Below are 18,824 nucleotides of genomic sequence, written 5' to 3'. Positions count from 1 at the left end.
AGAAGATGGTGACAAAGTTGTAGCGGTTGCTGAAGATAAAGCAGGTAACGTTTCACCGCCGACAACAGTGATTGTCGATGCAATTGCACCACCAGCACCGATTATTGATCCACTCGATGGAATATTTAAAGGTTCGCACTGATGGTGCCAATACCATCATTGAGATTGACCGAAATGGTGGTGGTGATAGTTTTTCAAACCTTTTGACATTGGAAAATATACAAACTGATTTAGTGACTTTGTTGTTTAACAATCAAATTGTAATTTAATTTCATTTTTTAAATAGAGCATGATGCTTTGCATCATGCTCTATTTTTTTATCTACAATTTTCTTAAAATAAAAGGTACTACATTAAGGCTTGACCCTAAGCAATATATTTACTTTCAAATATAATTTTCAAGGTGGATTTAAACTAACATTTAATATGTTTTTTAGTGTAATTTTTATTTTTTTAAATTTTTATTAGATTCAATTAATGACTTTATAGCTATTTATTTTAATTGACAATTTTATTATCCAATTGGTAAAAAATTAATTTTTATATATTATTAATAGACATTTTTAATGATGTTATTAAGAATATTTATCAGTTATAAGTAACAAACCATATCATAACTTAATTTTATTCTTGAAAGTCTATTTCATTATTTAAGTATTTAAACTCTATATTTTGCTATAGAAATTAGCTATTTTCGTTATTAAAAATAAATTAAGTATGCTTAAAATCTCGTTTTGCTTTAAAAGTTTAATTTTTTTCACAGATAATTTAAATATAAAGTCGTAGTAGTAGTGCTGTTTTATCATTAAGTAAAACTTTATACATCAAAGTGATAACGGTTATAAGATCATGGAAATAATTGTATCTTTAGTTTCTGATTTTGACTGTGTTTTATATGTATAGGGCAAATCAATCTCTTATTTTTAATATACATTTAATACGCTTTTTAAATAAATTTTCACTGTATAGAATGAAGATTGATTATGGAGTACTTAACAGTGAAAAAATGTTAGTTCCTAAATTGAAGGGGAAGTTGTGGGGTGCTTATAATTAACATTATTAAATTAAACTTTATAATATTGAGTTATTAATTATGGGGGTTAAAAATATTACTTTAAACAATATGATTTAAAACATGGATTAATACATATCAATTAAATTCCAATAATTTGTATTTAAGGTTTAATTGTATATAATTTAATTGTAGCTGTTTTAAATTTGGCATTGGGTTTAGATTTTATGCGTACATATGCTTATGTTAGAAATGATCCTGGTAATGAGTGTGATGATATAAACTATATTTCTTATTTCTATAAAAACGGATATCAAATACCAAAACAGAGATTGATATTTGAAGAAGTAACAGTTGATACTTCTATAATATATAGAGATAAATTTATTAATTTAATAAATTATGGTTTAGAAGCTGACGATCTATTACTGGTGAAGGGGATTGATTGCTTAGGGCGAAATTTTGAAGAAATCTTCAATATCGTAAATAGAGTTGATCAGAAAAAAATTAGATTAGTCTGTTTCGATTATTCAAAAAATGAAATTAGCGGTGATCTGAAGGTATTTTTTCTGCATTTCCTGAAAATATGTTTTGAGTTTGAGGGTAAATTTAAAAAAATTAATAAAAATTACCCAACCAATAATTTTGTTAAAAAAGTAGGTCGTCCTGAAATTTTAACGCCAGAGCAGAAAAAGGAAGTTATTAATAAGTTTAAAAAAGGACATAGTGTTTATTCTCTAGCAAAAGAATATTCAGTGACGCGTACCGTAATTAATCGGCTTTTGGAGAAAGCTTCTCAGGAATTTAATTAAAATTCAATGGTATATATTGGGCCTGATCATTAGCACAAACAGATTTATATTTGCTAATGATGAAAAAATACCTTGAATAGGTACAGCGGTTTATATTGGCGAATTAAAAATAAAACATTTTATAAATCAAATTTTGGGTGACGGTATTAATGAAAATTCATTCTTTGGATCTACGCCAACGAGCCCTTATGGCTTGGAAAAAAATGGGTAATAAATCTCAGGTTTGTGAAATTTTTGGTATTTCTAGACCTACTTTAGATCGGTGGATTGAACTTGAACATACGGATGAGTTTGATCCTAAAAATCGAAAAAATAAGGGTGGGAGGCCAAGTAGTATTAAAGACCTCAGTGCTTTTAAGCATTTTGTTGAACAATCGAATTTCACCAATATCCATGAGTTGGTGCCTTTATTCGAAAAGACATTTGGCTATCCTGTAGCGTATGAGGTGATACGACGTACATTAAAACGCTTGAGTTGGTCTTCAGCTAAAAAAGTTTTTGTTGTTCGTAAAAACAAACAACTTGAGAGTGAAGTTTAGAGCTGAATATTCAAGGATTTTAATGTTTAAATTGCATTCTGGATATCTTAAGGCGCTGATCATTTGCTAAAAAGATCATCCAGTGCAATGATCATTAATTGTGTTTAAGTATAACTAAGTAATTGAAATAATATAATTAAATAATTTAAACACAATTATTGATTCATCGACTGATCAATAGGTATAAATTGGTTTACATTTTAATTAATTAATCTTGACTAAATTAGTAGTCTTTTTTCGAAAAAGAAATTATATTACAACTCCTTAAAAGTACCACATTTGCAACATGACTTACCCAGTACACTTTCGTAAAAAGATCCTTGCAAAGTTAGAGCAGGGAATGACATTCCAAGAGGCGGCAGCTAAGTTTGAATTGAGTCCTACCACAATTCAACGCTGGAAAAAAAAGTTAGAGCCTAAGACTACGCATGATTATAAACCGCGAAAACTGCATGATGATCTGATCTTACAGGATGTCAAAGATTACCCTCATGATTTCCAATATCAACGTGCTATTCGTTTAAATTGCTCAAAATCAGGTATCCAAAAAGCGTTAAAGCGTTTAGGTATAGCTCAAAAGAAAAAATAAAATTGCTGTACTGAGGCTAAGCTGGTTGATCAGATTTATCGAAACCAAAACATAAAATATGGCTATGGTCGTGGCAAGGTGTAATTTTTGAATCGTTTAAAAATTTAGAATAATAAAGGCAATGAATAAATCGCTTTGCTTAGGGTTGAGTGAATCAACTTGATGAGTGATTGAAAACTGAAAAAGTGCTTTTTCATATTTTTGGGATTGAAAGTGATATGGCTAAGCCCCGTATTGCTCATGATGAATACGAGGCCTATTGGACTTAGGCTTGTGGTTTCCAACCTTCAGCATGTTCTACATCAGCATCATTGTTGAAAAACTTTTCACGTTGTTCTTCCAAAAACTTTTTCGCTTCTGCTTCAAACACATTTAAACGTTTTTCATTAATTAACGTTGTCTGGTGTTTCAACCATTCTTGCCAAGCTTGTTTAGATACTGAATTTAATAATTCTTCACCTTTAGGGCCTGGAAATGGTGCAAAGTCTAAAGCTTCTAGCTCTTGTTGATATTTACGGCAAAAGACAAGTTTTGTCATAGATATGCTCCTTAAGCATAAAGTTGTTCGAGACGTTGGTGCGCACGTTGAATTGCGGCTTGTACTTGTGCTGGTGCAGTACCACCCAAGTGGTTACGAGCACTGACTGAAGCTTCTAAAGTGAGCGCTTTATCAAAGACATCTGCACTGATTAAATCTGAAAACTGTTGTAATTGTTCCAACTTAAGTTCAGACAGGTCTTTACCTTCTTGAACACCTAGTGCAACTGCCTTACCAACAATTTCGTGTGCATCACGGAAAGCGATGCCTTTTTTCACTAGATAATCGGCCAAGTCTGTTGCTGTTGAGAAACCTCTAAGTGCTGCTTCACGCATTTCTGCTTGATTAGGCACCAAAGCAGGAACCATATCAGCAAATGCCATAAGTGAGCCACGAACAGTATCAATTGCATCAAATAGAGGTTCTTTATCTTCTTGATTATCTTTGTTATAGGCCAGTGGTTGACCTTTCATTAGTGTAAGAAGGCTAATGAGATCTCCATAAACGCGGCCAGTTTTTCCACGAACGAGTTCGGGTACATCTGGGTTTTTTTTCTGAGGCATAATAGACGAGCCTGTACAGAAACGATCAGGAATATTGACAAACTTAAACTGTGCAGATGTCCATAAGATGAGTTCTTCAGACATACGTGATAAGTGCATCATAATTAATGAAGCAGCAGCATTAAATTCGATTGCAAAGTCACGGTCAGACACAGCATCTAGAGAGTTTTCGCTTGCTGTATCAAAACCGAGTAGTTGTGCAGTATATGTACGGTCAATCGGATAAGTTGTACCTGCTAGGGCAGCTGAACCTAAAGGCATACGATTCACACGTTTACGACAGTCAATTAGACGTTCACTGTCACGGAATAACATTTCAAACCAAGCCATAAGGTGGTGACCAAAGGTCACAGGTTGCGCTGTTTGTAGATGAGTGAAGCCTGGCATAATCGTTGCGGTATGTTGGTCTGCAAGCGAGAGAATACCTTTTTGTAATTTACTAAGTAGCTGAAGAGTTGCATCAATTTCATCACGAACATAAAGACGGATATCAGTTGCAACTTGGTCATTGCGGCTACGACCAGTATGTAATTTTTTCCCAGTTATCCCGATCCGGTCTGTCAAACGAGCTTCAATATTCATATGCACGTCTTCGAGATCTACACGCCATTCAAAACGACCTTCCTCGATTTCTTTTTGGATTTCGGTGAGGCCTTGAATAATGTCATCACGTTCTTGTTCTGTGAGTACACCCACTTTGGCAAGCATAGTGGCATGTGCGATTGAGCCAGCAATATCTTGTCGATAAAAACGTTGGTCAAATTGAACAGAGGCGGTAAATTCAGCTACAAAAGAATCAGTAGCTTCAGTAAAACGTCCACCCCACATACCAGAAGTTTGGTTTTGGGTAGAAGAGTGAGAAGATGTGGTCATGTCAGCTCGGGAAAATAAAAAAGAGTATAACAAACTCGACGTAATTTGCTGAAGTCAGACAATAAAAGTCGAGTGGTATATCGGATATTACACCAGTGGATTTACATTGGAAGAAAAAACTATGCTTCAATAAAAATTAATCGAATAATTGTGTGCGGTCAATTGGAGCGTTGCGATGCTTATATTGAGTGTTATAGAAGGAAAAAGCACTACATAGTTGATATGGTGTTGTATAAATTTTAAAAAAGCGTGTCTTTATAGTCATTACTAATCTTATATTACAATATTAGAATAAAAAATTAGTGGTTTCATCACGATGAAGTTGATGGGGATATTGGTGTTTTTTGAGCCAAACTATCGCCAAATCTTCATCTTAAGTGATTGATAGTTCATGTAAAAAATAAATCTATTTTTTTCTACAATGTTTTTTTTATAGGGTTAATGTCAAAAGGCCTTGTCTCTGATGGGTTAATTTATTAAAAAACATTGGTGTCTAAACAAGGAGGAAAAAAGGATGTCCTCATTTTGGTGATGACAAACAACTTGTTTTATGTAGTGAATCAGACGTCCGAAATATCAATACTCAAATAATGATCACTGTATTACACATTACGCAGATCACACATGATGTTTAACAAAATTAATCTGATGGTGCTTGAAGAACTTCTACATATCGAATTAACGATTTGTTTTTTATGACACAACACCAGTTAGATATTCGCTGAAATTAGTTACAAAGGACTTTTATAGCCGTAATTCAATCAAATTAACTCAACAACTGACCTAAGTGCAGTTGTTAAACTAAGAAAAAAAACAAACTATGGATAAAGTAACTCAAAGGCAGCAAATCGCTGCGAAAACCTATCGTGGTGTCGAGCTCATTCCGACTGAAAATATTTATTATTTTCTAGCTGATCAAAAATACGTGTCTGTACGACATAAAAATGGCAGTGTATTAATTGATGAAACCTTAAAAGAACTAGAACAAGAGTTCGGAAATAGGTTTATCCGCATACACCGTAACGCACTCATATCACTTGACTATTTGGATGGGCTAGAACTTGTATCAGCGGGACAATATCAAGTACGTTGTCGAGAAATTGATGAACGTTTGGCTGTGAGTCGACGCCATTTACCTACATTGAGAAATAAAATCTTTCATTTATAACCAATAATATAGCGTTAATTTTTCTATTTGGTGATGAAAAACACAAGGATGTGAATTTACCAAGGGCATTCTGGTCAATGTCGGTTCAATTATAATAATTTGCTTGCTTTTTAAATTGATCAGGTTAAGTTTAGGGTGTTTAAGGTTTAACTCTCTATACAATGAAAAAAAATTTGAAAATTGCAACACGTCAGAGCCCTCTGGCACTTTGGCAGGCCGAGTATATCCAAAATCAACTCATGCAATTGCATCCGGGCTTACAAGTTGAATTGGTCACCTTTGTTACGCAAGGCGATAAGATTTTAGATACGCCTTTGGCTAAAATTGGTGGAAAAGGTCTTTTCGTGAAAGAGTTAGAGGCTGCTTTATTAGATGGGCGTGCAGATCTTGCAGTACATTCTATGAAGGATGTACCTATGGCTTTGCCTGAGGGCTTGAGCTTAGCGGTAATATGCGAGCGAGAGGAACCCTATGACGCTTTTGTTTCAAACCATTATGAACATTTTGAACAATTACCACTTGGTGCAAAATTAGGGACATCAAGTTTAAGACGTAAATGTCAAATATTACAGCAACGTCCGGACTTAGATGTCATTGATTTAAGAGGGAATGTTGGCACACGGTTGAATAAACTCGATGAGGGTTTATATGATGCAATTATTCTCGCTAGTGCTGGACTTAAACGTCTAGGTCTGAGTCATCGTAACCGACATCATTTAGATCCACAGTTAAGCTTACCCGCAGTAGGGCAAGGAGCATTGGGTTTAGAATGCCGTGAGCAGGATTTAGAAACATTGGCATTGATCAAACCTTTGTTGCATGCAGAAACCGATGCTTGTGTAAGAGCTGAGCGTGCTTTTAACGCCTATTTAGAGGGTGGCTGCCAAGTACCTATTGCTGGGTTTGCAACTTTGCTTGGAGAGCAAATAAGCATTGAAGGTCGAGTCGGAAGTGTGGATGGTAAGACATTGTTGATCAGTAAGATGCAAGGCCATGTCACTCAGGCTGAGCAGTTGGGAGTGCAATTGGCCAAAGATCTAATCGAACAAGGTGCTGCAGAACTGTTGGCAGCCTTACACTAAATGTTATTCGTCAATACACGGCCAACTATTCGGGCTCAGGCATTGAGTCAATGTTTAAGCCAAGCGGGCATAACCGTATTTGAGTTGCCTTTACTGGCTTTGCAGGCACAGCCATATACTGAAAATTTACAGCAGCAGTTTCAGCAGCTTGAACATGTTCAAGCTGTAGTTGTTGTGAGTCCTACCGCAGTGGAAATAGGCATGCAATATCTACGGCGTAGCCAGCTTGAAATGAGCGCTTTGGCTCAGATTGAATGGATTGCCGTGGGACAAAAAACTGCTGATGCGTTGGCTCAGTATGGAATAACGGCAAGTGTGCCTGAAGTAGAAACCTCAGAGGGTATGTTAGATTTACCCATATTTAGTCAGCGACAAGATCTTAAGAAAATCGCCTTTTGGCGAGGCATTGGTGGGCGTCAATTTATGATGCAACAGTGTCAGCAACAAGGCATTGAAGTATTAAATATTTTATTATATCAGCGACAGTGCCCTGATGAGGCTAAGCCGCAATTTAATACATTAATCCATCAATATGCTCTTGATCCTAAGCCGTATATCGTTTGTATAAGCAGTGAGGCCAGTTGGCACTATTGGTGTCAGCTCTGTGAACAGCATTTAGAGTTTTTACAGCAAGGGCATTATTTAGTTTTGGGGGAGCGTTTGTATCATATTCTGCAAAAATTCACCCTAAAAAAAGGGATTTGTTTTAATATAACTCAACTAGATTCTCTAGATGAGTCCACTGTCTTGAATACTCTCCAACAATTGCATATTTAAAGCCTAATGAAAAAAATTACTTTAGTAGTGGTTACTGTGGTGTTTGGGGTCTTAGCAAAACTTGGCTACGATAATATTCAGATTAACCAACAGATCAGTGTGTTGCAACAAACGCTGTATCAAAATGAACAACGTGCTGATAGTTTAAATGACCAGCTCATTGCATTACAAAGAAAAGAGCGTTTACCAAGTACTGAAAGTGCAGCGCCTATTTCCGTGCCATCAACATCTTCTTTTAATGCACAGCATCTGATTCAGTCACAACTTGATTTGGTGCAGTTTGCACTTGAGCAACAGCAATATAGTTATGCGATGGAGAAACTCACTCAGTTGGATCGTGAGTTGGTCAAATATGAAGTTGCAGATAGTCTAAGCCAAAGTATTCATCAAGCTATTGCACAGGATCAACAAGTAATACAGAAGTTTGTATCTACGCAGATGATTCAACAGCAGCAGATTACAGCTTTAATTGAACAATTGGATCAGCGTCTTCAGGTGGAGTCTGCCAATCAGCAACTCAAACCAGTAAAACCTCAGACAGAGCACTTCTGGCAGAAATGGTTTCAAATTGAGCGAGTGGATCAGGTCAATGTTGCTCTGGATCAACGTAGTATTGTAATTAAAGAAGCGCAGTTTAGATTATTACTTGCAGAGCAGGCGCTGCTACGTGGAGAAATGTCGGTTTATCAAAAGATGTTGCTTGAGATTGCTCAATTGATGGAAACATTACCTGATCAAGCGAGCCAAAGTTTAAAACAACAAGTTCTGCAGTTGAAGAGTGCGCCTATATTACCTGTGCCTAAATTAACTAGCCGTAACATACTAGGTTAAAGTTATGAAACAAATTATCCAGCTATATTTATTCATTGCTTTAATCATTTTTGCTTTATTCAGTGTATTTAGCTATCACATGGGTGCTGGCTACGTTTATGTACTATGGGGCGGGATACAGTTTCAATCTTATCTGGGTATCTTACTCGTCTTGAGTGTTTTACTTAGCTTTCTTACGCATTTGTCTTGGTATGGTTTTAAAAGCTATCTGAATAGCGAAAAACGTAAATTAAAATATATTCATCACTTTTCTCAATTACACCCCTACGAGCAGTTAGGGGTGATTTGGATTTTGCAAGACAACGATGCTGATCAAGAGTTTGTATCTGGCATCTTTGTGCACTCTGGACTGTTGCAACAGATCTTCCAATCGAAGCATGCATTTTTAAAGCAAGACTATGTAGCAGCATTGACTGCCTTAGAAGGATGCCCAACAGCGACTTTTGAACTTTCAGAAATACAGCGTGTTGAAATTTATTTAGCGCAACAAAATGCTGAACTGGCTTTGAGTCATTTGCAATTTTTAAGTAGTCATTTACTTTCACCTTGGTTACTTCCAGTAGAAGCGGCTTTTAAAAAACGTTTGGATATCTTATGGGGAAATTTCGCAGTAAGTTATCCATGGTTATATTTAGGTGGTTCAACTGAAAACAATCTTAGTGATGAAGCTATGGAAAAATGGTTAACTCAACTCTTAGAGCAGTATGACCAAGCCAGTATCGAAGATATTCACAGATTAAAGAATAGTTATATAGAAAATGAAAAAAATATTAAAAACTTAGCATACGCTTTACAAGTTTTATGGTTGAAGTTGTTATTACGTATTAAGAATATGGATCAGGCTATTACAATATTGGCCACGCATTTATTGGACTTAAAGTTTGATCAGGATGTGTTTTATATTTGGTTCCAGCAGCAACTGTTACAAAAAGACACTCAATATGAAGAGATTGAATTATATATAGAAAAATTAGATGAAAAGTATCCTGGTTTACCCGTATTAAGTTTTGCTCAATGGTATATTTATACCGAAACTGAAAGATTTAATGAAGCAGATGAATTATTAACACGTTTTCCTAATAATATATTTATGAGTTATTTGCGAATTAAATCGAGCTTAAAAGGGCAGGATGATTTATTGGACGAGTTAAAATTAGTTTTTGAAAATGATGCTAAATTTGTTCAATTTAAGATTTAAAAGGTAGAAACTATGTTAGATCAATATCCAGTAATACTTGAGCAATCTGTGGCATGGGGTGATATGGATGCTTATGGCCATGTCAATAATGTTATGTATTATAGATATATTGAAAGTTCACGTATTTTGTATTTTCATAAGTTAGGTACATATGCGCAAGATGTATTAACAGTTATTGCCTCTAACCAATGTAAATATCTAAAGCCTGTATTTTATCCAGATGTGTTGAAGGTCGCTGCTCGTATTGAGGAAATACGTAATAGTGCAGTGCGCATGCATTATGTTTTATACAGTGAGCAACAGCAACAGATTGTCGCAACTGCTGAGGCTGTGGTGGTATTTGTAGATCCAGTAGAAATGAAAAAGACATTAATACCAAAACAAATTAGAGATGATATTATTCGATTTGAAAAAAAGGTTAATCATGATTTAAATCTTGGCAATAATATTTAAAGGCATACATATTTTTTTTTGTTGAGTTATGTATTTAAATGAGAAGAAAGTGTTGATTGTTATTGTTAATGAAAATATCATGGACTCGAAATTATTCAAATAACGAATATTATGGTTTTGGAGTAAAGGTAATGCCAGATATTAGTAAATTATCAGTTGAAGAGTTAAAACGTTTAACTGCTGAAGCTGAAGCTTTGATTGAAACTAAAAAAGATCAAGCGATTGAAGATGCTTATAATCAAATCATTGAAATTGCAAATGTTGCTGGATTAACTTTAGAGCAGTTTATTGAATATGGTGCTCAGAAGCGTAAGAAAACAACACGCAAAGCAGTTGAACCACGCTATCGTAATAAATCAAATACGTTAGAAACTTGGACTGGCCGTGGTAAACAACCTCGTTGGTTAGTTGCTGAAATTGAAAAAGGTGCGAAGTTGGAAGACTTCCTGATTTAATTTCATCATTTTGTCATTAGTTGACATTAGTATATTTGAAACCAAGCCGTGTGCTTGGTTTTTTTATAAATGTACATTGCTGGTGTGGAAGAAATATGGTGAATCGGTTATATACAACAGGTATGATCATGCGGAAAAGTATAAGTGATTAATGTGGTATGACCCCGATGAAGAAAAAACCAAAAAATATGAAGTGGTGGGTGATTGCGGTCATCTCTTTCTTGGTCTTTGTGTTATTACAGGTTCCAGCATCTTGGTTGATTTCAAAATTTTATAAAGATAATCAAGTTCTACAAAATGTAAGCGGTAATATTTGGCAAGGGCAGGCCGATTGGCGAAAAGGTGAAATACGTGGCTCGATTGTATGGAAAACTAGACCATTAGATTTGTTTTTACTCCGCTCTGCGGCAAATGTTGAAATAAACAGTGGTAAAACACAATTAAAAGCAATTATGGGATATGGAATAAATAAAAAAATTATCGTTAAGGATTTAAACGGTCAAATCTCTCCCGAAACATTAAAAACGTTAGTCAACTGGCAATGGCCAGCAAATCCGATCCAATTAAAAAATGTTCAATTTGATTTTAAAAAGAATCTAGGTTTTTCATCTGCTGATGGTGAATTGCAATGGGCGGGTGGTGAGCTGATCTATACTTTTGCTGACCGACAAGATCGGATGAATATGCCGTCATTAAATGGACAATTGCAGGATGTTGATGGTAAGTTGCAATTGAATATTCAGGATCAACGTAAACAAAAAATGGCGAATATTATGTTGGACCCAAACATGATGTTAGATGTTCAACTGACCCAACGATTATTAATGAATGTGCCAAGTTACGATGGTAAGGCTGGTTTAGATACCTTTGTTGTCAGTACGAGAAAACCCTTAATGCAAGGCGGTTTTTGAGTATGAATATTCGTGAACAATTTGAAAAAATCCAATGGCAAAAAATAGATCGAGCTGCTCCATTTGTACTGTTGCTCTTCATCCTGGTGTTATGTTGGAAGTTGGCGGCAATATTATGGTGGGTTGTTGCACCACCTCAGTTAATACAGCCAGAACAAGTAACTATGGGTTCAAAACAAATACAAGTTCCAAATATTTCAAGTTTTGCATTGTTTTATGAGGTTGGGGCTGAAACTGCAAATGCAGATGACAATATTGATATGCATTTACAGGGAGTTATGGTTTCGTCTCCAAGCCGGAATTCTACAGCCGTGATTAAGGTTGGAGAAACAGCAGAGCGTTATGTTATTGGACAACTTATTGAAGGCACGGCTTATCGCCTTGCCGCGGTATATTGGGACAATGTTGTATTAAAAAATAATACAGGTTCAACCAAGGTGCTTAAATTTAGTGGCATTGCTAATTTATATCAGCCAGAGCCAAGTCAAGAAGCTGAAACACAATCTACGAATAACCCTCCTCCAATTGTTGCTGCACCAGGCTCTCAAAATGCGATTGGTCAGGCAATTGAGCAGATGACGGATGATCGAGAGGAATATTTGAAAAAAATGGGAGTGAACACAGGGGGTGGGCAAGGCTATGAAGTCACTGAACAGACACCTGCGGCACTTCGCAACAAATTAGGACTACGTCCTGGCGATCGTATTTTATCTTTAAACGGTAAGAGCGTAGGTCAGGGTCAAAGTGATGTTCAATTGTTGGAACAAGCAAAGCGTGAAGGTCAGGTCAAAATCGAAATTAAACGAGGTGATCAAGTGATGACCTTTCAACAAAGTTTATGAGTGCTAAGTGAAGATTAGAATTAGGATAGACAATAAGTTATGGCATTTTTAAATCATCAGCGGCCACTATGGGCAGTGCTTGCAGCAGCACCTGTTCTGGCTGTCATGAGCACGACTGTACAAGCACAAACGTGGAAAATTAACTTACGAGATGCTGACTTAACAGCATTTATTAATGAAGTTGCTGACATTACAGGTAAAAACTTTGCTGTAGATCCTCGAGTACGTGGCAATGTGACAGTTATTTCAAATAAACCCTTAAACAAAAATGAAGTCTATGATTTGTTTTTAGGGGTGCTAAATGTTAATGGTGTAGTTGCTATTCCAGCAGGTAATACCATTCGTTTAGTTCCAGACAGTAATGTGAAAAATGCGGGTGTTCCTTATGATGCGCGTGGTCGAGCACAAGGCGATCAGGTTGTAACACGCGTAATTTGGCTGGAAAACACCAACCCCAATGATTTAATCCCAGCACTGCGACCTTTAATGCCACAGTTTGCACATATGGCTGCTGTTCAAGGGACTAATGCATTAATTGTTTCAGATCGTGCTGCAAATATTGCGCAGTTAGAAGTGATTATTCGTAATTTGGATGGTACGGGTCAAAATGATATTGAGGCAATTGAATTACACTCAAGTCAGGCTGAAGAACTCATTGGTTTATTGGAAACGATGTCCGCAACTGGGGCAGTAAAAGAGCAAATAGGTTCACGTGTGCGTGTAGTTGCGGATGCAAGAACCAATCGTATATTAATTAAAGGTGACACAACTTCACGTAAACGTTTGCGCCAGATGATTGAGATGTTGGATGTTCCATCCGCTGATCGTCTTGGTGGACTTAAAGTTTATAAGTTACGTTATGCAAGTGCAGATAATCTATCTAAAATTTTACAAGGTTTAGTTACAGGCCAGTCGGTAGATACCAGTAGTGATTCATCTTCAGGTCAGCAATCAGCTAATAATATCAACAACTTAATCAATAATAACAATAATAGTTCAAGTGGTTCTACATCTGGCAGCAATGGAAGTATCTCTACACCGAGCATTAATCTGGGGAGTAGTTCAGGCCGCAGCAATCAAAACAGTATCAGTAGTTTTAATGCAAATGGTGTAAGCATCATCGCGGATAGCTCGCAAAATGCGCTTATGGTGAAAGCTGATCCACAGTTAATGCGTGAAATTGATTCGGCAATTCAACAGCTTGATGTGCGCCGTCAACAAGTCTTAATCGAGGCGGCTATTATTGAAGTGTCAGGTGATGATGCCGATCAGCTTGGTGTGCAGTGGGCATTAGGTGATATCAATAGTGGTGTAGGGCTTTTAAACTTTACCAACGTAGGATCTAGTCTGGCTGGCCTTGTAACAGGTTATATGAGTGGCGGTGCAGCAGGGTTAGGCGGTGCACTTGTTGCGAATGAAAATAAAGGTGCTGGTGGTGCATTTGGTTTAGGCAAGTATCGTGAAGGGGCCAATGGTTCTCGTGAGTTTTATGGCGCTCTGATTCAAGCATTAAAAAGTAATACCAAAACTAACTTATTGTCTACACCATCTATTGTGACCTTGGACAATGAAGAAGCTTATATTGTTGTGGGACAGAACGTACCATTCATTACAGGCTCAGTGACATCAAGTGCAACAGGCGTAAATCCATATACAACTGTGGAGCGTAAAGATGTAGGGGTGACGCTTAAGGTCGTTCCTCATATTGGTGAGGGTGGATCGGTTCGACTTGAGGTTCAGCAGGAGGTTTCTGCGGTACAACCCAATAAAGGGCAAGCGACTGACTTAGTGACCAGTAAGCGGGCCATTAAAACTTCGGTGATTGCTGATCATGGTCAAACCATCGTTTTGGGTGGTTTAATTGCAGATAATAATATCTCTAGTCGACAAAGTGTACCTGGATTGGGCGCTATACCTGGAATTGGGCGACTGTTTAGATCAGATAGTCGCAGCGGCGAAAAACGTAATTTATTGGTTTTTATCCATCCAACGATTGTTGGAGACAGTGAAGATGTTCGTCGAATGTCTCAGCGTCGTTATGATCAACTTTATAGTTTGCAGTTGGCAATGGATAAGGATGGAAACTTTTCAAAGCTTCCAGAAAACGTAGAAGATATTTATCAACAGCGTTTGCCCATTCGTTCTCCTGCAACACCGATCAGTAATGGTACTTATCAGCAACTACCTTCTGGTGGTGCGACTGCTCCTGCATCTGTGGCTACACCTGTTGCTATTGAGCCTGTAGAGGTCATTGCGCCAGCTCAAGCGGTAGTTCCTGAAGTTGAAAAAACCAAGTCAACTACTTCAACTACAACAATTCGTCCAGTGCCTTAATTTGGTATTGATCAATGTTATTGTTCATGATGTTGTCCATGCTAAGATGAGCGAAATGAACATGAGTAGTGAATTATGACTTGGAAAATTCAAGCAACTACAGGTGAGTTTGCTGGGAAGTCGATCAAAATTGATCAAGATATGCTGGTTGGCCGTCACCAAGATGCGAATATTTTACTGCAATCAGCAGAGATTTCTCGTCGGCATGCTGCTTTTTTACTGAAAGAAACGGCGTTATATGTGCAAGATTTAAATTCTTCTAACGGTACGTTTGTAAATGGTGAACGTATTAGTGTTGAAACAGCTTTGAAATCGGGCGATGTGCTTGCTTTTGCAAGTCTACAATTTGAAGTTGCCGAAGAGCTTGAACCTGTAGTCAATACCGTGGCTGAAGTGGAGCAACCTGCTGAAGCGGTGGCGACTTCTGCAACACACGAAGCAGGTGAAGTCAAAAGTGCCGCAGCACAGATGAATGATCAAGGCATGCCAAGCATGAAAGAGCGTGCGCAGGATGTTGCTGTAAGCCAAGAGGGGATGCCTACACGTGTAGCGGTTCCTAAGCCTGCACCAATTCCTGAAGGTGTAGATGTAAACGCTAAAGCTGAGCCTGTCGTTGTGGCAATTCCTGAGCCTGTCTCAGAAGTTAAACAAGCAGAAGAAGAAAAGAAAAATACTTCTGTGGGGTTGATCACTATTGTTGCATTGTTGATTTTGGCGGTGTTGGCTTGGTTCTTCCTGAAGTAATACAGTGATTTGTTTAGAGTGAATCTACCTGAAAATATAAGGGATTGTTCATCAACTCTGCGAAGATCTGTGTACAATCAAGGCATGCTATAGCATGCCTTTTTTTGTCTGGGGATTAAAAACAACACGTCTTAACTGTTGAGATTTTTAATCTGATTGTGGAGTTGTTGATGAGTATTGCAAATTTAGCGGAACGCAAAGTTATATTGTTTGATTTGGATGGTACCTTGGTCGACTCGGCAGGTGATTTGTATCGTGCAATGAATTTGAGTTTGGAAAGACTCGGATTAGGGCAGGTGACTGAAGCGCAAGTTCGTATCTGGATTGGTAAGGGGACTGCGATTTTTTGTCACAGTGTTTTGCAGCATATAAAAGGTGAAGTTGACCCACAACTGCAGCAACAGCTATTGGCGACATTCTTGGAAATTTATAATGCTGACCCTTGTGTGGACTCTCAGCCCTTCCCAGGCATTATCGAGTTTTTACAATGGTGTCAACAGCAGCAAAAAGTGATGGTGTGTGTGACGAATAAACCTGAGCAACCTGCACGCCAAATTTTGGACTGTTTGGCGATGAGTGAATATTTTGCAGATGTGATTGGTGGGGATCGTTTTGAGCAACGTAAGCCTGATCCTAAGCCCTTAATGTACTGTGTTGAACAATATGCTCAAAATACTGCAGAATGCTTAATGATTGGTGACTCTGTAAATGATCTTGAGGCTGCACGCCGTGCGGGTATGGATTGTATTGCGGTGAGCTATGGCTATAATCATGGTGAAGATATTCGTAATTGCCAACCACAACAAGTTGTGTCCAATTTGAATGAATTACTCGTAGCAATTGATCCTTAAAGTTAAAGGTATAGAAATGGAACAAATCAAACATTTTCGATGGCGACGCTCAGTTGTATCCAATTAGTCTAAAACTATTTGATCATCTTGATCTATCGAAAATAAATGAGCATTTCTATGAGCAGCGTACAGCAATTTGAACACTTAAAAGCCCAAGGTTATAACCTAATTCCAGTTTATCGTCAGCGTTTAGCGGATACGGACACGCCATTGTCTGTATTTGCACGTTTACAAAAACATGCCAATGCCTATCTCTTTGAATCTGTAGAAGGTGGCGAAAACTGGGCACGTTATTCAATTATTGGGTTGGGTGAAACCACGGTTTTTTCATGTAACCAAGGCATATTAACAATTCAGCAGCCCGGTGTTGAATTACAGCGCATGCCTTGTGCCGATCCTTTTCAATATATTCGTGATTTTCAAGCACAGTTTAAAGTGCCTGATCATGAGTTAATTCCAGAACTGCCAAAGTTTACAGGTGGCTTAGTTGGCTATCTCGGTTACGACAGTGTGCGTTATATAGAGCCACGTCTGGGATTGGCATGCCAAGAAGATCCTGTGGGTATCCCTGATCTATGGATGATGCTGTCTAAGACGGTTATCGTTTTTGATAACTTAAAAGATACCTTGTTTTTGATCGTACATGCCGATGCAAGCCAGCCTGAGGCCTATCAGCAGGCAGAGCAACAACTCGATGCTTTGGAACAGCTGTTGGCAACGCCAATCAGTTTGAGCGCTAAGCCGCATCGTGCTCCTCATTTTGTTTCACTCACTGGTAAAGAGAAGTTCCTCGAAACAGTTGAGAAAGTCAAAGAGTACATTCGTGCTGGTGATGTGATGCAGGTTGTTCCAGGACATCGAATGGTGTCGGACTTCGATGGTGAGCCATTGCAAGTGTATCGTGCTCTACGTCATCTTAATCCATCGCCTTACCTGTTTTTATTGCAAGGCCAAACTTTAGAAGATCAAAAACCTTTTCACGTTGTCGGTTCATCACCTGAAATTTTATCGCGTCTAGAGCAGGGTATTGCAACTGTTCGTCCTCTGGCTGGTACACGCCCACGGGGTAAGAACAAAGAGGAAGATTTAGCTTTAGAGCAAGATTTGCTTTCTGATGAAAAAGAAATTGCAGAACACCTGATGTTGATCGACTTAGGGCGTAATGACATTGGGCGAGTTGCAAAAATTGGTAAAGTGCAAGTAACTGATCAAATGGTGATCGAACGTTACTCACATGTGATGCATATTGTCTCGAATGTACAGGGTGAAGTCTTGGATGGAATAGATGCTTTAGATGTATTTAAGGCAACTTTCCCCGCTGGAACTCTTTCTGGCGCACCAAAAATTCGTGCTATGGAAATTATTGACGAGGTTGAGCCTGTTAAGCGCGGTATTTTTGGTGGTGCGGTCGGATATTTAGGTTGGCATGGTGAAATGGACATGTCGATTGCGATTCGAACCTGCGTAATTCGTGAAAATAAGGTGTTTGTACAGGCAGGAGCAGGTCTTGTTGCGGACTCAGTTGCGGATTCAGAATGGAATGAAACCCAAATAAAAGCTCGCGCAGTGATCAAAGCGGTTGAATTATCGTCAAACGGATTGATTTTATGAGTTTTTGACGATTTTTTTTAAAAAAGCACTTGCAAGCTTTGAAAGTTTTGCTAAACTGCACACCGTTCCGATGCGAAACATCGAAAACAAAGAAACGCCGACATAGCTCAGTTGGTAGAGCAACTGACTTGTAATCAGTAGGTCCACAGTTCGAATCCGTGTGTCGGCACCATCTTTAAGATGTTTTTTGTAGAGGAACAGCACTGCTAGTTAAGTGTGATTAGGTGGGATTCCCGAGCGGTCAAAGGGAGCAGACTGTAACTCTGCCACGTAAGTTTCGAAGGTTCGAATCCTTCTCCCACCACCATTAACTTCGATAAGTGGTCTATGTACCAACATTGTGCGGGAGTAGCTCAGTTGGTAGAGCGGCAGCCTTCCAAGCTGCATGTCGCGAGTTCGACCCTCGTCTCCCGCTCCATTCGAAGATAGATCGCTCTTATAGCTCAGTGGTAGAGCACTCCCTTGGTAAGGGAGAGGTCTCGAGTTCAAATCTCGATAAGAGCTCCAGATACAGTTTAGTAGATTTACTCTACATGTTTTATGAAAGCAGGCTTATTAGTCTGCTTTTTAAGTATTGGGTGTCTGTTTTTTTTAGACTAAATGTCGATGCTGAGTTGTATTGACCGTGTTCGACGTAAACGA

Annotated in this window: 17 protein-coding genes, 4 tRNA genes and 1 pseudogene; 20 read left to right on the top strand and 2 right to left on the bottom strand. The window is 38.0% G+C overall.

Going from position 1 to position 18,824, the window contains the following annotated elements:
- The first annotated feature begins 1,238 nt into the window (after nucleotides 1–1,238).
- From Aru01_RS15335 to Aru01_RS15325, 3 genes are all read left to right on the top strand, one after another.
- On the top strand, nucleotides 1,239–1,823 hold the full coding sequence (locus Aru01_RS15335) for a recombinase family protein (protein ID WP_016657975.1): 585 nt from the start codon (nucleotides 1,239–1,241) through the stop codon (nucleotides 1,821–1,823).
- Between the two features lie 149 nt (nucleotides 1,824–1,972).
- Nucleotides 1,973–2,362, top strand: a complete 390-nt coding sequence (locus Aru01_RS15330) for a helix-turn-helix domain-containing protein (RefSeq protein WP_042111561.1) — start codon at nucleotides 1,973–1,975, stop codon at nucleotides 2,360–2,362.
- Nucleotides 2,363–2,648: 286 nt separating this feature from the next.
- Entirely contained in the window at nucleotides 2,649–2,951 is a 303-nt protein-coding gene (locus tag Aru01_RS15325) for an IS630 transposase-related protein (protein WP_016657973.1), read from the top strand.
- A 265-nt stretch (nucleotides 2,952–3,216) separates the two neighbouring features.
- On the opposite strand, the gene Aru01_RS15320 is transcribed toward Aru01_RS15325, so the two are convergent.
- Nucleotides 3,217–3,489, bottom strand: a complete 273-nt coding sequence (locus tag Aru01_RS15320) for an oxidative damage protection protein (protein WP_016657972.1) — start codon at nucleotides 3,487–3,489, stop codon at nucleotides 3,217–3,219.
- Nucleotides 3,490–3,500: 11 nt separating this feature from the next.
- Nucleotides 3,501–4,925 (bottom strand): argininosuccinate lyase, encoded by a 1,425-nt coding sequence (gene argH / locus Aru01_RS15315; protein WP_016657971.1) that lies wholly within the window; start codon nucleotides 4,923–4,925, stop codon nucleotides 3,501–3,503.
- A gap of 835 nt (nucleotides 4,926–5,760) precedes the next feature.
- Between argH and Aru01_RS15310 the strand changes: the two are divergent.
- The 17 genes and pseudogenes from Aru01_RS15310 to Aru01_RS15230 all read left to right on the top strand — a co-directional run.
- A pseudogene (locus Aru01_RS15310) lies at nucleotides 5,761–6,093 on the top strand (LytR/AlgR family response regulator transcription factor); the annotation flags it as partial.
- Nucleotides 6,094–6,254: 161 nt separating this feature from the next.
- The gene (gene hemC / locus Aru01_RS15305; protein ID WP_016657969.1) at nucleotides 6,255–7,175 is read left to right on the top strand and encodes a hydroxymethylbilane synthase; all 921 of its coding nucleotides are present in this window, start codon (nucleotides 6,255–6,257) and stop codon (nucleotides 7,173–7,175) included.
- Nucleotides 7,176–7,952 carry a uroporphyrinogen-III synthase gene (locus tag Aru01_RS15300; RefSeq protein ID WP_016657968.1) on the top strand — a complete coding sequence of 259 codons (777 nt, stop codon included), beginning with the start codon at nucleotides 7,176–7,178 and terminating at the stop codon, nucleotides 7,950–7,952.
- Between the two features lie 6 nt (nucleotides 7,953–7,958).
- Nucleotides 7,959–8,783, top strand: a complete 825-nt coding sequence (locus tag Aru01_RS15295) for a hypothetical protein (RefSeq protein ID WP_016657967.1) — start codon at nucleotides 7,959–7,961, stop codon at nucleotides 8,781–8,783.
- A 4-nt stretch (nucleotides 8,784–8,787) separates the two neighbouring features.
- Entirely contained in the window at nucleotides 8,788–9,981 is a 1,194-nt protein-coding gene (locus tag Aru01_RS15290; protein WP_016657966.1) for a hypothetical protein, read from the top strand.
- A gap of 12 nt (nucleotides 9,982–9,993) precedes the next feature.
- Complete coding sequence (locus Aru01_RS15285; RefSeq protein ID WP_016657965.1) at nucleotides 9,994–10,434, top strand: acyl-CoA thioesterase; 441 nt, start codon at nucleotides 9,994–9,996, stop codon at nucleotides 10,432–10,434.
- Nucleotides 10,435–10,565: 131 nt separating this feature from the next.
- Nucleotides 10,566–10,889, top strand: coding sequence for an H-NS histone family protein (locus Aru01_RS15280; protein ID WP_016657964.1), 324 nt, complete (start codon nucleotides 10,566–10,568; stop codon nucleotides 10,887–10,889).
- Between the two features lie 167 nt (nucleotides 10,890–11,056).
- Complete coding sequence (gspN, locus tag Aru01_RS15275) at nucleotides 11,057–11,800, top strand: type II secretion system protein N (protein WP_040331494.1); 744 nt, start codon at nucleotides 11,057–11,059, stop codon at nucleotides 11,798–11,800.
- Between the two features lie 2 nt (nucleotides 11,801–11,802).
- The gene (locus Aru01_RS15270; protein WP_016657962.1) at nucleotides 11,803–12,642 is read left to right on the top strand and encodes a type II secretion system protein N; all 840 of its coding nucleotides are present in this window, start codon (nucleotides 11,803–11,805) and stop codon (nucleotides 12,640–12,642) included.
- Nucleotides 12,643–12,681: 39 nt separating this feature from the next.
- Complete coding sequence (gene gspD, locus Aru01_RS15265; protein ID WP_016657961.1) at nucleotides 12,682–14,976, top strand: type II secretion system secretin GspD; 2,295 nt, start codon at nucleotides 12,682–12,684, stop codon at nucleotides 14,974–14,976.
- Nucleotides 14,977–15,051: 75 nt separating this feature from the next.
- Nucleotides 15,052–15,720, top strand: a complete 669-nt coding sequence (locus tag Aru01_RS15260) for an FHA domain-containing protein (RefSeq protein ID WP_016657960.1) — start codon at nucleotides 15,052–15,054, stop codon at nucleotides 15,718–15,720.
- 170 nt (nucleotides 15,721–15,890) lie between these two features.
- A complete protein-coding gene (locus tag Aru01_RS15255) occupies nucleotides 15,891–16,571 on the top strand; it encodes a phosphoglycolate phosphatase (RefSeq protein WP_016657959.1) in 681 nt (226 codons plus the stop codon).
- 117 nt (nucleotides 16,572–16,688) lie between these two features.
- Nucleotides 16,689–18,182 (top strand): anthranilate synthase component I, encoded by a 1,494-nt coding sequence (gene trpE, locus Aru01_RS15250; RefSeq protein ID WP_016657958.1) that lies wholly within the window; start codon nucleotides 16,689–16,691, stop codon nucleotides 18,180–18,182.
- A gap of 96 nt (nucleotides 18,183–18,278) precedes the next feature.
- A tRNA-Thr gene (locus tag Aru01_RS15245) sits at nucleotides 18,279–18,354 on the top strand.
- Between the two features lie 51 nt (nucleotides 18,355–18,405).
- Nucleotides 18,406–18,489: transfer RNA gene (locus tag Aru01_RS15240), tRNA-Tyr, on the top strand.
- 35 nt (nucleotides 18,490–18,524) lie between these two features.
- A tRNA-Gly gene (locus Aru01_RS15235) sits at nucleotides 18,525–18,600 on the top strand.
- A 14-nt stretch (nucleotides 18,601–18,614) separates the two neighbouring features.
- A tRNA-Thr gene (locus Aru01_RS15230) sits at nucleotides 18,615–18,689 on the top strand.
- Nucleotides 18,690–18,824 lie beyond the last annotated feature (135 nt).

Source organism: Acinetobacter rudis (assembly GCF_000829675.1).
GTDB lineage: Bacteria > Pseudomonadota > Gammaproteobacteria > Pseudomonadales > Moraxellaceae > Acinetobacter > Acinetobacter rudis.
Note: the sequence above shows the minus strand (reverse complement) of the source record. Positions and strands in the feature narration are given on the sequence as shown.

Bases quoted from the DNA above. Each gene is read 5' to 3' on its own strand.
- Aru01_RS15255 (WP_016657959.1), top strand. From the start codon at position 15,891: ATGAGTATTGCAAATTTAGCGGAACGCAAAGTTATATTGTTTGATTTG.
- Aru01_RS15285 (WP_016657965.1), top strand. From the start codon at position 9,994: ATGTTAGATCAATATCCAGTAATACTTGAGCAATCTGTGGCATGGGGT.
- Aru01_RS15320 (WP_016657972.1), bottom strand. From the start codon at position 3,489: ATGACAAAACTTGTCTTTTGCCGTAAATATCAACAAGAGCTAGAAGCT.
- Aru01_RS15295 (WP_016657967.1), top strand. From the start codon at position 7,959: ATGAAAAAAATTACTTTAGTAGTGGTTACTGTGGTGTTTGGGGTCTTA.
- argH (WP_016657971.1), bottom strand. From the start codon at position 4,925: ATGACCACATCTTCTCACTCTTCTACCCAAAACCAAACTTCTGGTATG.
- Aru01_RS15270 (WP_016657962.1), top strand. From the start codon at position 11,803: ATGAATATTCGTGAACAATTTGAAAAAATCCAATGGCAAAAAATAGAT.
- Aru01_RS15280 (WP_016657964.1), top strand. From the start codon at position 10,566: ATGCCAGATATTAGTAAATTATCAGTTGAAGAGTTAAAACGTTTAACT.
- trpE (WP_016657958.1), top strand. From the start codon at position 16,689: ATGAGCAGCGTACAGCAATTTGAACACTTAAAAGCCCAAGGTTATAAC.
- gspN (WP_040331494.1), top strand. From the start codon at position 11,057: ATGAAGAAAAAACCAAAAAATATGAAGTGGTGGGTGATTGCGGTCATC.
- Aru01_RS15300 (WP_016657968.1), top strand. From the start codon at position 7,176: ATGTTATTCGTCAATACACGGCCAACTATTCGGGCTCAGGCATTGAGT.
- gspD (WP_016657961.1), top strand. From the start codon at position 12,682: ATGGCATTTTTAAATCATCAGCGGCCACTATGGGCAGTGCTTGCAGCA.
- Aru01_RS15335 (WP_016657975.1), top strand. From the start codon at position 1,239: ATGCGTACATATGCTTATGTTAGAAATGATCCTGGTAATGAGTGTGAT.
- Aru01_RS15290 (WP_016657966.1), top strand. From the start codon at position 8,788: ATGAAACAAATTATCCAGCTATATTTATTCATTGCTTTAATCATTTTT.
- Aru01_RS15260 (WP_016657960.1), top strand. From the start codon at position 15,052: ATGACTTGGAAAATTCAAGCAACTACAGGTGAGTTTGCTGGGAAGTCG.
- Aru01_RS15330 (WP_042111561.1), top strand. From the start codon at position 1,973: ATGAAAATTCATTCTTTGGATCTACGCCAACGAGCCCTTATGGCTTGG.
- hemC (WP_016657969.1), top strand. From the start codon at position 6,255: ATGAAAAAAAATTTGAAAATTGCAACACGTCAGAGCCCTCTGGCACTT.
- Aru01_RS15325 (WP_016657973.1), top strand. From the start codon at position 2,649: ATGACTTACCCAGTACACTTTCGTAAAAAGATCCTTGCAAAGTTAGAG.